Annotated in this window: 10 protein-coding genes; 4 read left to right on the forward strand and 6 right to left on the reverse strand. The window is 43.0% G+C overall.

From position 1 onward, the window contains the following. Positions 1-256 precede the first annotated feature (256 nt). Both C1E24_RS12465 and C1E24_RS12470 read left to right on the forward strand, forming a co-directional pair. Positions 257-1,075: a lamin tail domain-containing protein gene (locus C1E24_RS12465; protein WP_171040890.1), complete on the forward strand. Its 819-nt coding sequence runs from the start codon at positions 257-259 to the stop codon at positions 1,073-1,075. 94 nt (positions 1,076-1,169) lie between these two features. After that, on the forward strand, positions 1,170-1,790 hold the full coding sequence (locus C1E24_RS12470; RefSeq protein ID WP_138481930.1) for a hypothetical protein: 621 nt from the start codon (positions 1,170-1,172) through the stop codon (positions 1,788-1,790). 84 nt (positions 1,791-1,874) lie between these two features. On the opposite strand, the gene C1E24_RS12475 is transcribed toward C1E24_RS12470, so the two are convergent. The 6 genes from C1E24_RS12475 to C1E24_RS12500 all read right to left on the reverse strand — a co-directional run bounded on the left by C1E24_RS12475 (position 1,875) and on the right by C1E24_RS12500 (position 10,853). After that, positions 1,875-2,339, reverse strand: coding sequence for a hypothetical protein (locus C1E24_RS12475; protein ID WP_138481932.1), 465 nt, complete (start codon positions 2,337-2,339; stop codon positions 1,875-1,877). 206 nt (positions 2,340-2,545) lie between these two features. Continuing rightward, on the reverse strand, positions 2,546-3,724 hold the full coding sequence (locus C1E24_RS12480; protein WP_138481934.1) for an AGE family epimerase/isomerase: 1,179 nt from the start codon (positions 3,722-3,724) through the stop codon (positions 2,546-2,548). A gap of 7 nt (positions 3,725-3,731) precedes the next feature. After that, positions 3,732-4,730 (reverse strand): carbohydrate kinase family protein, encoded by a 999-nt coding sequence (locus tag C1E24_RS12485; protein ID WP_138481936.1) that lies wholly within the window; start codon positions 4,728-4,730, stop codon positions 3,732-3,734. Next, on the reverse strand, positions 4,727-5,935 hold the full coding sequence (locus C1E24_RS12490) for a sugar MFS transporter (RefSeq protein ID WP_138481938.1): 1,209 nt from the start codon (positions 5,933-5,935) through the stop codon (positions 4,727-4,729). The genes C1E24_RS12485 and C1E24_RS12490 overlap by 4 nt, the downstream gene beginning before the upstream one ends. Before the next feature lie 2 nt (positions 5,936-5,937). Continuing rightward, a complete protein-coding gene (locus C1E24_RS12495) occupies positions 5,938-8,478 on the reverse strand; it encodes a GH92 family glycosyl hydrolase (RefSeq protein WP_138481940.1) in 2,541 nt (846 codons plus the stop codon). An 11-nt stretch (positions 8,479-8,489) separates the two neighbouring features. After that, positions 8,490-10,853, reverse strand: coding sequence for a GH92 family glycosyl hydrolase (locus C1E24_RS12500; RefSeq protein ID WP_431188326.1), 2,364 nt, complete (start codon positions 10,851-10,853; stop codon positions 8,490-8,492). A gap of 240 nt (positions 10,854-11,093) precedes the next feature. On the opposite strand from C1E24_RS12500, the gene C1E24_RS12505 reads away from it, so the two are divergent. Further along, positions 11,094-12,089 (forward strand): LacI family DNA-binding transcriptional regulator, encoded by a 996-nt coding sequence (locus C1E24_RS12505; protein WP_240722011.1) that lies wholly within the window; start codon positions 11,094-11,096, stop codon positions 12,087-12,089. A 407-nt stretch (positions 12,090-12,496) separates the two neighbouring features. Next, positions 12,497-14,047, forward strand: coding sequence for a basic secretory protein-like protein (locus C1E24_RS12510; protein ID WP_138481944.1), 1,551 nt, complete (start codon positions 12,497-12,499; stop codon positions 14,045-14,047). Positions 14,048-14,082 lie beyond the last annotated feature (35 nt).

Here is a 14,082-nt window from a genome sequence, read left to right on the forward strand (position 1 = left end):
ATAAAATTAAGCATAAAAATCGCATTAAGTAGTATAAATCTGTTCCAATCTAGGATAAATTAGTCCTCATAATGCGTTTGAAGGCAGCCAAAGCAACAACTAAATTTTTCTAATAAATTAAGTCACTTCACGTATTAATAGTAGGAAAGGAAGCAACCAGAACCAAAGCAAAACTACCGCCGGATAAGTGTAGTGCTTTAGTTTTAATGTATTACAGCTTATGAATATATTCATAAAGCGATTAAAGGAGCTAACTGTGAATTTTGAAACCAGACAAAATATGGCCAATGAAATTTGGCAAATAGATGCTCGCTCGGCGCTCGATAAAGTGCATCAACAAATTAAAAACAATACATTAAATTCTCTGCCTAATCTTCAGAACCAGCGACATGCACATGGTGCGATCCAATCATATTGGCACAGTTGTTTTAAGCTGATGGCACCACTTCAAGTTCAAATTGAGTACGTGAACTCTACTAGCTCAAATGAAAGTGTTGAATTAAAAAATACTGGCCCAGCTATTATTGACCTTGAGAGCTGGCGCTTGGAGCTTGCGGAAACAGGCGAGACTTTGTTCACCTTCCCACGTAATAGCTATATTAAACCAAGCCAAATACTTAAAGTTGAACAGCAGCAAAGCACTTTCATGTTTAATAAGCCTAGCCCTGTTTTCAAACAATGTGGTTGTCATATTAGATTATTAGATGCTGAAGGCAGCGTGGTTAGTGCTTGGGTTAATGGCCGCAAGGCGCATGAGTCAATCATTATTTCGCACATCAGTCATGATACAAATACAAACCGCAATAAAGACAAAGATCACATTGAGTTAATCAACTTAAGTACTTCTTGGGTAGATTTATCTGGCTGGACTATATGTATCAAGGATGGGCCTGAGTTTACTTTTGCTCAAATGGCAAAAATGGAGCCCTGCTCTGAGCTAAAAATTTACGCTAACCATAATGAGCCAGGTTGTTACTCATTTGACAGCTCGACTCCTATTTTTCAACAAACAACAAGCACCGTTGCATTATTAGATAAAAATAAGCAGCGTGTTAACGAATATCACTTTGCATAACTCCCTAAGCTTCATAGTGATTTTGGGGGGCATTAGCCCCCTTTTTTTTACCATGTTATGATGCAGGCTCATAATAAAAATCGAGCTCAGGGATATGATTTTATATACACTTTTGACCATTCTACTGATTGTACTGGGTATGCTCACTTTTGTGCCCAAGTACCAAGATGCCATTAACCGATTTTCTACAGGTATTAATTTTTTCCTTACCTTAATTGCCACCTTATTTGGTGTGTTATTAGCTATGGCATTTGCCAACATAGAAGAGCAGCAAAAAGAAAAAGAACACGTTATTAAGCTCATGCAAGCCACGATTGCAGCCATTGAGAGTTCTCATGATTACTCTAAAGATCTGTATGAGTTTTACTTAGATCTGCCAAAGGAAGATGAAACACGAGCACACTTTTTTGATAAAAACCCTTTACCATTTCCTGATTACCTCAACACCTTTATGAGGCAAAGCCTGGTAAATAGAACACTTTCAGAAGAAACCCTGATAGATTTAAACGAGTATAAGTTTAATTTACAGAAAACAAGTAATGGCAATCAACCGCAAATTTATCTTGTGTTATTGACGTATACGATTGAGTCACTGCGTCTAGAGATTGACTATCAAAAAGGTGAAAAGTCACTGCATGAATTAGAACAAGCAATAGACAGTAACGATAGAAAATTTAATTTAGCTTTGGACAAATTAAAGAGCTCTAGTCTTTAAGCTATTCTTAACCATATAAAGATAACAGAGCGAGGGGGAAGCCCTCGCCTACATTGAAGCTTCGTTTCTCGTTTCTCAAGAATCTTAAATAATCATTTCAAACTCGATCTTCGCTTGCTCTTGTGGCGATAGCAAGCTTTTAAGATGCTCAGCAATGTCTTTGCCACTATCATTCAAGAAAAAATCAAAGCCTGCCCCATTGCCATCAATAATAATGGAAAGCCCTTCATCAATTACTGTAACTTTTGAAATGCGTTCAATCTCAATACGTTGGCTTTTTTGAGTGCCAATAACTGTGTGTAACGATTTATTCTTTATTTTAAGCACATCGCCGTCACGACGGATCTGATTGGTTAAGGCGTTATCTTGTTTATACTTAGGATGAAAACGATAGCATTGACCTGCGAACAAAATAGCCATACAAATCACGAGATAATCGGGCAACACGGGCTCTTCGATACTAAAATGTCCTATCAAGAGTAAGCCAGTCAAACTGAGTACTAGCCCCATAAGTGCTTTATCTGACACTCTTAATTCTGAAAATTTCAAAATAGCCCCCCACTTATTTTTATATACACGTTATCCGATGGTGTTTTAGTGTGCAAGTCACGAATGTAAAACAGAGTAAAAAAGCACCTAAGCCTTTAATCCACACCAAAGTGTTTAATCAAAAGCAAAGATGCTTCGTGTAGGAGTCTGCACGACGCAAAAGCGCAAAACTCTATTTCAAGGAGAATTTAAAATCGTTTTACTTTTTAATTAAAAGAAAACTCCAGCACATCAAAACAAGCACCCAGCGTGTGGTAATCACATTTAGCACCCGCTTCACTCTTTTGATTACTGTATTTTTGATTAGCACCTGTCAGTACTCTAAACCAAGCGCCGAACTCATGATCTACAAAGTGCTGCCAACAATAATCCCAAAGTGTGCTGTATTGCTCTAGATACTGAGTTTGTTTAGTCTCATCAAACAACATAGCCGCAGCAGCAAAACTTTCGGCTTGTACCCAGAAGTATTTGTCGCTGTCACAAGTTTGATATTCAGTATCAAAGCCATATACCAAACCTCCGTGAAAGGTATCCCATGCCTTGCTATAGGCCACATCAAATAGGTACTGAGCTTTTTCTACAAACTCAGGGCGTGCTTCAAAGGCATTGAGTTGCATGAGCAACTTAGCCCACTCCGTTTGGTGACCTGGCTGGAAACCCCAAGGACGATATAGGTTTTTTGGGTCGTTTTTGTTGTATTCAAGATCCGGCACTAGCTCTGGGGTAAAGTGCTCGTACACTAAGCCTAAGCTTTGTGCTGAAAGCTCAAAACAAAAACGCGTTGCTAAATGCTGTGCTTTTTCAAGATAGCGTTGCGATTTAGTCGCGCCATAAGCCGCTATTAACGCTTCGCAAATATGCATGTTAGCGTTTTGACCACGGTAGTCACATAGTCTGCCATCATCGTAGATGGTATCGGCATATATACCTTCTTCAGCCTGCCAAAATCGCGATTCAAGTAATTCGAATATTTCACTTATTTTGGCGTCTGAGTCAATCACACCGGCTTTATAACAGTGGGCGTAACACAGCAATACAAACGCATAGCCATAAGCTTGTTGTGTCATGTCTTGCGGTTGGTTGTCTTGTAAAGTCCACGCATAAGTTTGCGACTCTTCGCGCCAATGTTGTTGCTCAACATAGTCCAAACCATGCTTAGCAATGGCTAAGTAGTCGTCATTATTTAGAAGTTTTGCCGCACGACAAAAGTTAACAACCATACGTGTGCTACTAACAAGCTGGCGAAAACCATTATTAAATGTTGTGCCATCGTCTAAGTAGTTTTGAAAATAGCCACCAAGGTCGTTGTCGACGCAGCGGTCTTTATAAAAGTCGACGATCGATTGACTGTGTGTTGTTAAAAATTCTGAGTTATAAAAATTCACGTGTGTTTTACTCTAAAAAGGCAGCATCGTAAGTGCCACTAAATTGTTCGTTAAATAAGTCGCTGACTTGTGTGAAGCTTGGCAATGCAGGGAATGCACCTTGCGTAGACACAGCAATTGCGCCTGCACAACTGGCAAAAGCCACTGCACTTTGAATGTGTGCTTCGCTATGCATTAAGCTTTCAAGTTGGATGGTTTCGCTGAGCAAGTATAGAATCGCGCCAATAAAGCCATCGCCACCGGCTGTGGTATCAACCACCTGCGTTTTCGCTGGCCTCACGTGACCACGGAATTGTTTGCATACATACTCAATCTCATCACCGCCATTGGTGATCAAAATAAGCTTACAATTTGCAGCTAAACAATCAGATAAGTACTGCTCAGGATTATCTTGAGATAACAGCTCAAACTCTTCTTTAGCAAACTTGACGATATCGGCTTGTTTCACCACTTGGTTCACCAAGGCAATATCAATGTGCTGATCTTTCCAAAGATTGGCGCGCAGATTCACATCAAAACATATCTGTAAGTTCAACGCTTTTGCCTGTTCAAGCACAGTTTGCGTGGTTTTTGCAGCACCCGCTTCGGTCAGCGTATTACTACATAAATGCACTAGGCTATTGTTTGCAAACCACGCTTCGCTTACTTGCTCTGGTGTGAGCAATAGGTCAGCGCTGTCTTTTCGCATAAAGGTAAAGCTTCTGTCACCACTTGCGTCTAGATGCACAAAGGCCAGAGGCGTAGGGGCAGTCTCATGCTTTAAAGTAAACTGAGTATCAACACCGTAATGCGCAAGGCTGTGAATTAAAAACTCACCAAACTGATCGCTGCCAACCTGTCCGGCAAATTGCGCCCGCCCACCGAGTTTGGCCAAAGCCACTGCAGCATTGGCAGGCGCACCACCGGGAAATTGTCGATAATCGTTAATGACTAAGCCATCTTGCTCTTTGCTTTGAAACTGTAAAAAGTCGATCAGCGCTTCGCCGTAACATAACACCCCACTCATGCTGCACTTACCTCTTGCGCTCGGCCTTTATATTGGCTCATAGCAAAAAATAGGATGTAGACATAAGCGAATACCGGCACTAAGAAACTTACTTGTACAGAGAACTTATCAGCGACAACCGCTTGAAGCAGTGGGAAAACCGCACCGCCAACGATGGCTTGGCATAATAAGCCCGAGCCCTTTGCCGTTAGCTGGCCTAAACCACGAATTGCTAAACTGAAAATCGTTGGGAACATGATTGAGTTAAAGAAACCAACCGCTAATACGCTCCACATTGCAACCTTGCCGGTACTAAATACAGTGACCATCAATAGCACCACAGCCATCACTGCATTTAAGGCCAGTACCAAGCTCGGCGCATATTTACGCATTAAGATTGAGCCGATAAAACGACCTATCATCGCGCCGCCCCAATAGTAAGCCACCATGTTGCCTGCTTGTTTTGTCGTCAGACCACCTATTTCAGGACGCTCGAAGTAGTTCACTAAGAAGCCACCGATAGATACTTCTGCACCCACGTATAAGAAAATACCCAGTGCGCCCATGACAAGGTGCTTTTGCTGCCAAATTGAACCGCTCACTTCCACATCTTTTTGCTGTTCAAAATCCAGCTTAGGCAGTTCGATAAACTTGAACGAACAGGCGACCGTAATGGCTGCCAGTGCAATTAAGAAATAAGGTAATTGCACCTGCTCTGCCCCGGCACTGCTGCTGGTTGCCGACAGAATAAAGAAGGTACCAAACAGTGGCCCTGCGGTATGACCCAGTGAGTTAATCGCCTGCGCCAAATTCAAGCGACTAGCCGCATGCTCAGGTTCACCCAAGCAATTAACATAAGGGTTTGCCGATACTTGCAGCACGGTAATACCGCCTGCAAGTACAAAGAGTGCGCCTAAGAACAACGCGTACTCTTTCACGCTTGCTGCTGGAATAAACAGCAAGCAGCCCAGAGCTAGTGTCGATAAACCAATGAACACGCCATTGCGATAACCAAATTTCGCTACCACACGACCAGCCAATGGCGACACTAGAAAGTAAGCGCCGAAGAAACAGAACTGCACCAACATAGCTTGGGTATAGCTCAGTGAAAATTCTGCTTTTAAGAATGGGATCAGAATATCGTTTAACGCGGTAATAAAACCCCAGATAAAAAACAAACTGGTCATGGCATAAAACGCCATTTTTTGATTAATTTGTTTTGCCATGATTAATTCGCCTCAGAAGTTGCTACCGAAGGAGCGGCAACTGAATAAGATGGTGGACGATGCTCAAGCGCACCACCAAACACCGGGTTAGGCTTTGTATCTAAAGTAAACTCTAGACGCTGCGGGGTACGAATATATGACTCGTCAATCCAGCTATTCAGCGTATCTTTACCATTGATTTTTAAGCCTTTAACGTAAATGTGTTCGGCGCTTGCAGCAGGTGCTTGAATGGTTAAATTACCAATTTGTGCCTGTTCAAATGCTGGGCTTGATAACACCATGTCTGCACGACCTGGGTAGAACGGATACAAGCCTAATGCCGAGAACACATACCAAGATGACATCTGACCTAAATCGTCTTGCCCTGGAATACCTGACACTGAGTTATGCCAAAGTTGCTTCATGGTCTCACGCACCGTTTGCTGCGTTTTATACGCATCGCCTGTGTATAAATACATCCAAGGCGTGGCAATTGACGGCTGATTTGATACGTCAGCATATTGCGCTGAATCACGATATAACACCCAAGTGCCATCAGGTTTGCGCAAATGTGAATCTAAACGATCAGACATCACCTCATCACCGCCAAGAAGTTGGCTTAGCCCTTGGCCATCAAACGGTAACATCCATAAATACTGCGCTGGGCTACCTTCGACAAATAAGTGGCCACTGAATGGGTCAAACTCTTCTTTCCAGCTACCATCTTTATTACGGCCCTGAATATAGCTAAGCTCTGCGGTCGCTTGTGGGTTATAAAGGTTTTTCCAATAACCTGAACGCTTAAGCATTTCAATGCTATGGGCGTCTTTACCTAAGCGCGCTGCAAATTGTGACATGGCAAAATCGGCAGATACTTGCTCTAAGGTTTCGCTCGCCCCTTCCCATGAATTAGATTGATCAGATAAGTAATTAAGCGTTAGCCACTCATCTAAAGACGGTTTTTGGCCACGACAGAATACCGGGCAGCCTACGTTTGATAAATCGTATTCGGTTGGTACCGTTGAAGCTTTATATAAAGACTCGTACGCGCCTTCAATATCGAACTTATCCGCACCAAATGCCACAAAGTTGGCAATGGCAATCGCTGATGGGTCGCCACTCATCACCCCTGTTGGGCCATTGTTATGCGTCCATCTATCCCAAATACCATTAAATTGATTGGCTTGATTGAATAGCGACTGTGCAATATCACTGGCTACTTGCGGGTGCGTTAAGCTCACTAACTGCAGTTGTGAACGATACACATCCCAACCTGAGAAGTTCGCGTACTGCGCTGTTTGCTTGTCAGTGATCGTATGAACTTGTTGATCAAAACCTCGGTACTCGCCGTTCACATCACTGAAAATATTTGGATGGAATTGACTGTGGAATAAGGCCGTATAGAAAGTCGTCAGTAAGTCTTGATCGTCAGACTTCACTTTCACGCGACTTAGCGCATCATTCCAACCCGCATAGGCTTTGTCTTTTATTTGCGCAAAGCTTTGCTGAGCTTGTTCTTTGGCAAGGTTCTCTCGGGCATTGTCTAAGCTTACGTAAGAAATACCCACACGCATTGTGACAGGTTGTTTTGCTTTAACGTCTAAATCGACCCATAGACCTGAGCCTTTACCCCACTCTGGCACACCGGTTTCACCATAGCCCATTCCGCCTTGGCTAGAAGTCGCATTGGCTGCTACCTTGTCATCAACATACGCACCGCTGCCTGTGATCGGCGCATCAATTTTCGCCACAAAGTGTAGTGTGTAATAATCGCGACGGTTATATTCACCTAAATAACCACAAAAGTTACCACTGGTGACATAACCGCTCACCTCACCTTTTTCTAAATCCACTTGGGTAAACGCATCACCACTGCCCAGCTGAGAATAAGCCGTTCTAAAAATAAGCTTAGCTTGCTCTGGCGAGTCAAAGGTAAATTCGGCAATACCAGTACGATCGGTTGCTGATAAACGTACATCAATGCCAGAATCTAGACCTACTTGGTAATAACCCGGAATGGCAGTTTCATCATCGTGGCTAAAGTTCGCGCCATAATAGGCGTTAATTTTATCAGTCGCAGGAGAGTGTTTAATGGCTTGATTAAACGGTAAAACTGGCACATCGCCTGACGCACCTAAACACCCAGTGCCCGACAAACGGGTAAAAGAAAAACCCTTTAAGCGCGTCGCTTGCCAGTTATAGCCGCCCGGTGAGACTGGAATACGCACATTGTCTTCATTAATTCGCTTGCTGATCCCTTCGCTTTCTTTCATTAACGCTTCGGTGTAAGCGTGCTCAGGGCCAAAGTTGAACATACCAAATGGCTGCACCGCACCCGGCACAACGTTTGCCGCTTGACGATGGTTAAATGGCCCTTTGGTACCAATAAATGGATTTACAAAACTGGCTGGATCTTGCACATATGCAATGCCTTTACTGTTTGCTTGCTCAGCAGGCTTTGCTTGTGCATCTTCATTGCGGTTATCGCCGCAGCCGCTGAGCGCAAGGCTCAGCGAAACCGCAGGCGTAACAAGAAGCAATGAACGAGAGAATGTCTTTTTCATGCTTCTGTCTCTTATTTTAAGAAGTTGTTGTTCACTGGGTTACTCATTGACGGCGGACGTGCCGACAGTGATTGACCAAATGACTTGTTAGGCTTAGCCGACATAGTAAATTCAAGCTTGCCACCGCCCATAATGTCATCATGAGTGATATAGCTGCGCTCAAGTTTTTTGCCGTTTAAGCGTACTTCTTTTACAAATTTATTCTTCTTAGACAGGCCTTTTGCAACCACAGTGAATCGCTTGTTATTTGCCAATGCTAAAGAAATTTTCGGTAATTGTGGTGCACCTAATGCATAAGTTAAATCGCCCGGTGATACTGGGTAGAAGCCCATTGCCGAGAAGATATACCACGCCGACATTTGGCCTACATCGTCGTTACCCGCAAGACCATCTGGCTTATCTGAAGACAGCGTATCCATGATTTGACGAATACGTGCCTGAGTACGCCAAGGCTCGCCCGCATAGTTATAAAGGTAGGCAATATGGTGACTTGGCTCATTACCGTGAGCGTATTGGCCAATCAGACCTGCAATGTCTTCATGCTCTTTGATTTTTTCGTACGACAGCTCAGTTTCGAATAGCTCATCTAGGCGCTCAACAAACTTCTTGTCGCCACCTTTTAGCTTAATTAAACCGTGTACGTCTTGTGGTACATAGAAGCTGTACTGGTAACTGTTACCTTCGGTGAAAGCACCCATGTATTTTGCTTCTTGCGGATCAAAGTCTGGATTCCATGAACCATCTTTCATGCGACCACGCATAAAGCGTACTTCTGGATCAAACACGTTTTTGTAGTATGTGGCACGCTCATAGTATTCAGCCGCTGTCTTCTTATCACCAAGCGCCGTGAAGAATTGACCAATCGTATAATCATCATACGCATACTCTAAAGTGATAGACGTTGATTCAGGGAGTACGTCTAGCGGTACATATCCATATTGTTTGTACTCAGGAATGGCATCGTAATGGGGGTGGTTTGCAGTATCGATCATGGCTTTTTTAGCCAGCTCAACGTCGAAATCACGAATGCCTTTTAGATACGCATCAGCAATCACTGATACCGCGTGATAACCGATCATCGTCCACGTTTCATGAGCTTGGAACGACCAGATAGGTAACATTTTGTCATGACTCTGCTGATAATGATCAAGCATTGAAGAGATCATATCTGATACTTTGTCAGGCTCAATGTAAGTCAATAATGGATGCAGCGCGCGATAGGTATCCCATAGTGAGAATAGCGTGTAGTGCGTGTGATCTTTCGCTTGGTGAATTTCACCATCAACACCACGATATTGACCGTTTACATCTTGATATACACTCGGTGCTTGTAGTGCGTGATAAACCGATGTGAAGAACTGACGCTTTTCAGATAGCGAGCCTTCTACTTCAAACTTATCAAGTGATTTATGCCATGTTTCATCTGCTTGCTTAACCACTTTATCGAAGTTCCAATGCGGAATTTCAGTCTTTAAGTTTTCAAGTGCATTTGATTTACTTACTGCTGAAATACCCACTTTCACCATTAGTGGCTCGCCTTTCAGGCCTTCAAAGTCTGCAACCACTTTAATGGCTTTACCTGCGGCTTCTGGGATTTTGTAGTTAACAATGGTCGATGGCTTTTTGCCATTACCTTCGGTTAAGCAGCCATTACAGCGGTAACGTGTATTGTCTAGGTTAATCAGCTCGATATCGCTAAACGGCTTTGAGAACTCAATGGCAAAGTACATTTGACGATTATTCGCCCAGCCATTGGTAGCACGATAAGCTAAAATAGTACGGTCGTCGATAACGCGCACATCACTCCAAATGACTTTGTTTTTGAAGTTATAAATGCTGTGCGTTAAATCCATTAACACGCTGCCTTTATCATGTTCTTTAAAAGTGTATTTGTGCATGCCCACGCGGGTAGTCGCTGTGAGCTCAGCATTCACCTTGTAGTCTTGTAACCAAACTTGGTAATAGCCCGGCTTTGCCGTTTCATTGTCGTGACTAAAGCGAGAACGATAACCCGCATCTGGGTTGTCAGCTTTACCCGGTTCTAACTTCACTTCGCCCGTAATTGGCATCATGAGTAAATCGCCAAGATCTGAGTGACCCGTGCCGCTAAAGTGGGTATGCGAGAAACCAACAATGGTGGTGTCGTCATAATGATAGCCCGCACAACGCTTGTAAATTTCAGGTTGTGGGTCAATACCTCTGAATACTGAGTCGGTATCTGGGCTCAACTGCACCATACCAAAAGGTACAACTGCACCTGGGAAAGTATGGCCGTCACCGCCAGTACCAATAAATGGGTCTACATATTGCGTGTTTGCTACAACTTGTGTCGCACCTAGCATCATCACACCGCCTGTGACGAGTGAGTAAGTCATGCGTTTAGCACTGTGCCACCCGTGGCTTATCGTTTTCATTGTTTGCCTCTTTGCCAAATAACCTAAGAATATATTGGAATGTACCGATTATCCTTTAATTTCCTATTAAAGGTAAAATGGAACGTTCCAAGAATAATTTGAATATACTGATCGATTTGCTAGAATACAACCCATTGCGACAAAATTAATCACTGGTTGGCGCTGTTATCGAGACAACCACATTTTATAGATAGCCAAAATTTGAAAACAAATAATACTAACAAGCAGTCTGTCACTGTACATGACGTTGCCCGAGTAGCGGGTGTGTCAAAGTCTACAGTGTCACTTGTTTTACGCGGCAGCGATAAAGCCAGCGACCGCGCAAAAGAAAAAGTACTCAAAGCCATCGAAGAAACAGGATACGTATATAATCGTGAAGCCGCGGCGATGCGCAGTAAGTCTTCAGATTTAGTCGCTATTGTGATCAACGACTTAACCAACCCTTATTCTGCAAATTTAGCGGTTGCCCTTGAAAAACACATTCGAGAATTGGGTTTAATGGCAACGCTCGTCAACACCAGCGAAAATGCCCTAACGCAAACGCAAATTGTAGCCAAACTGCAAGAATACCGTGTTAAAGCCTTTATTATCTGTCCAACGCCTAACACCCAAGCAAGCTGGCTTAATCAATTACAAAAGCCGCATACGCAAGTGGTCAGCATCATGCGTCAAGTAGATGGCAGCCAAGTGCCTTGTGTATTACCAAACAACGAAATGGGTGCATACAACGCAACGAAAGCGTTAATGGCTCGCGGCCATAAGCACATCGCCTTTATTGGTGGTGATGCAGCAATATCGGATTACCATCAACGTTTAGCTGGGTTTAACAAAGCCGCTAAAGAGCAAGTCGACATACAAACTTGGGTGTTTAATAGCACCACAAACCGTCACGGTGGCAGACTTGCAATGTCTGAATGCTTGGCTCAAGTGCCGCAAGTTGAATCTGTGGTCTGCTTTAACGACATTGTGGCTTATGGCGTGATTGAATATTTAGCCGAGCAAAACTTAAAACCTGGTGCTGATATCGGCGTGATCGGGTTCGATGACTTGGACGACTCCAAATTGATGAGTGTGCCATTGAGCACAGTAAAGATTGATGCCAACGACATCGCTAAAGCCGTGTGTCATATCTTGAAAAACGACACGCAAGAAGGGTTGACGCAAGTGCCAGTGGAGTTAATAGAACGTAGCTCATAATTATTTAAAGCAAATTCTATTCATGGCGCCATTATTGCGTCATGAATAGCGCATTAATTAGAGGCCAGCCCCGTTTATTTTTCTTTTCAAACGTGTTGTTCTCAATTTCTCCAACAGCTTCCCTCTTTAAAAAACCTTATTTGCCTGTTTAAAACAACCTAGCCACTTCGATTATTTTATAACTTATACCCAAATTTTATACATGCCGATTTTTTCAATAAATTCAACATTCTAGTACCTTAAACACGCCTAAAAGTAAAAATTTTGTGAATTAAAGGTTGATCCCTTGCGAAATAACGTCAATTATTTAGGAACGTTCCAAATAAACAGAGTAATTAAGCAGACAACATTTTGCTTTTTTAAAACATCTAAATTGGAACGTTACAAAAAACCAATGGGAACTAGTTATGACATCTAATAAACATCTTAAAACACCAATCGCGTTAGCACTTGCTTTCGCAGGCCTAAGCTTTAACACACTTGCATCTACCACGTTGAATGCAGACCTTACGGTACCAAATGGAGTTATTAACGCATCAGAGCAAAACACACCATACGAAACAGCGGACAAAGCTTTTGATAACGACCAGTACAGTAAATGGTTGGCGTTTTCTCCTACTGCATGGCTTAGCTATGAGCTCAATGAGGCGAAAATCATCACTGGCTACACGCTGACTTCAGCAAACGATGCGCCGAGTCGTGATCCGCAAAATTGGCAGTTACAAGGTTCAAACGATGGTATTAATTGGCAAACAATTGATAACCAAGCGGGCCAAAGCTTTTCAAGTCGATATCAAAGCAAGCAATATTCTGTATCGAGTAATCAAGCCTATAAACATATTCGCTTAAATATCTCAGCCAATCATGGCGCAAGCCTGGTGCAACTCGCCGAAGTTGAACTATTTGGTGAGAGCGCAGATAACAATAATGGAACAACACTGCCAATCAATCAGTCTTTGAACCTAGGCCAAGGTCAATGGCAACATTTTGGTCCTTTCAACGTCGCAGGCAAAGTAAGCGCCTCAACATCTGGCAGCGGTGATGCTGACCTATATATCAACTTAGGTGCACCTGCGACTACTCAAAGCTACACTTGCCAGAGTATTACTCCAACCGCAACAGAAAACTGTGACGGTTCTGGTCAAAACCTTTATGTCTCGATTTATGGTTACTCGCAAACAAACGTTAATATCGACATTACTGAACAAGGTGTCACAGATCCTAATGACGGTTTATGGAAAAAACCCGTGGTGGATTTTGTTGATGTAAACCCAGAAACAATCGGCTCACAATTGTTTAAACGTATTATTGCCGACCCTGCAGGCCATATGGCACAGCGCTGCGTTGATGTCGCTAAAATTCTATATAAAGACCCAATTGAGTCTGAACGTTTCAGAAAACTACGTTTCGAGTTGCGTGCAAAAGATCATTGGGGTAAAGACTTTGTTGCCTACAAAATGGGCCAAGATGGTTCGGGCGAAATGACCATAGTCGTCAGTACCGCACACCTAGAGCGTTTATATCGTGAGGGTGGAAATTCTGACTCTGCGATTTCAGACGAAATCGATGGTATCTTATTTCACGAAGTGACTCATGGTTACAACAATTCACCGCTCACACATGACAACTATGGTGATGGTCAAGCTTACTGGGCGTTTACCGAAGGGTTAGCTGATGCCGTGCGTATTGGTGCAGGCTTTCATAAAACACGCTCGCCAAGTACACAAAACCCAGCTAAGTGGTTGAGCGGTTACGAAGCAACAGGATTCTTTTTACACTATATTAAAACCCATTTAGACAATGACTTTATCTACAAATTTAATAAGTCGGCAAAAGACATGGGGAATTACACTTGGTCGTTCGATGCGTCATTTAGGCAGATCTTAGGCCGTGGTGTCGAAGATGTCTGGAATGAATACGCTAACTTTATAAATAATGGCGGCCAGTTACAGTACTAATCGAAAAAGGCTAAAGCGTTTAATTAAGTTAAAAC

It is taken from the genome of Pseudoalteromonas phenolica (assembly GCF_005876835.1).
Taxonomy (GTDB): Bacteria; Pseudomonadota; Gammaproteobacteria; order Enterobacterales; family Alteromonadaceae; genus Pseudoalteromonas; species Pseudoalteromonas phenolica_B.

Bases quoted from the DNA above. Each gene is read 5' to 3' on its own strand.
- C1E24_RS12470 (WP_138481930.1), top strand. From the start codon at position 1,170: ATGATTTTATATACACTTTTGACCATTCTACTGATTGTACTGGGTATG.
- C1E24_RS12485 (WP_138481936.1), bottom strand. From the start codon at position 4,730: ATGAGTGGGGTGTTATGTTACGGCGAAGCGCTGATCGACTTTTTACAG.
- C1E24_RS12490 (WP_138481938.1), bottom strand. From the start codon at position 5,935: ATGGCAAAACAAATTAATCAAAAAATGGCGTTTTATGCCATGACCAGT.
- C1E24_RS12495 (WP_138481940.1), bottom strand. From the start codon at position 8,478: ATGAAAAAGACATTCTCTCGTTCATTGCTTCTTGTTACGCCTGCGGTT.
- C1E24_RS12500 (WP_431188326.1), bottom strand. From the start codon at position 10,853: ATGACTTACTCACTCGTCACAGGCGGTGTGATGATGCTAGGTGCGACA.
- C1E24_RS12510 (WP_138481944.1), top strand. From the start codon at position 12,497: ATGACATCTAATAAACATCTTAAAACACCAATCGCGTTAGCACTTGCT.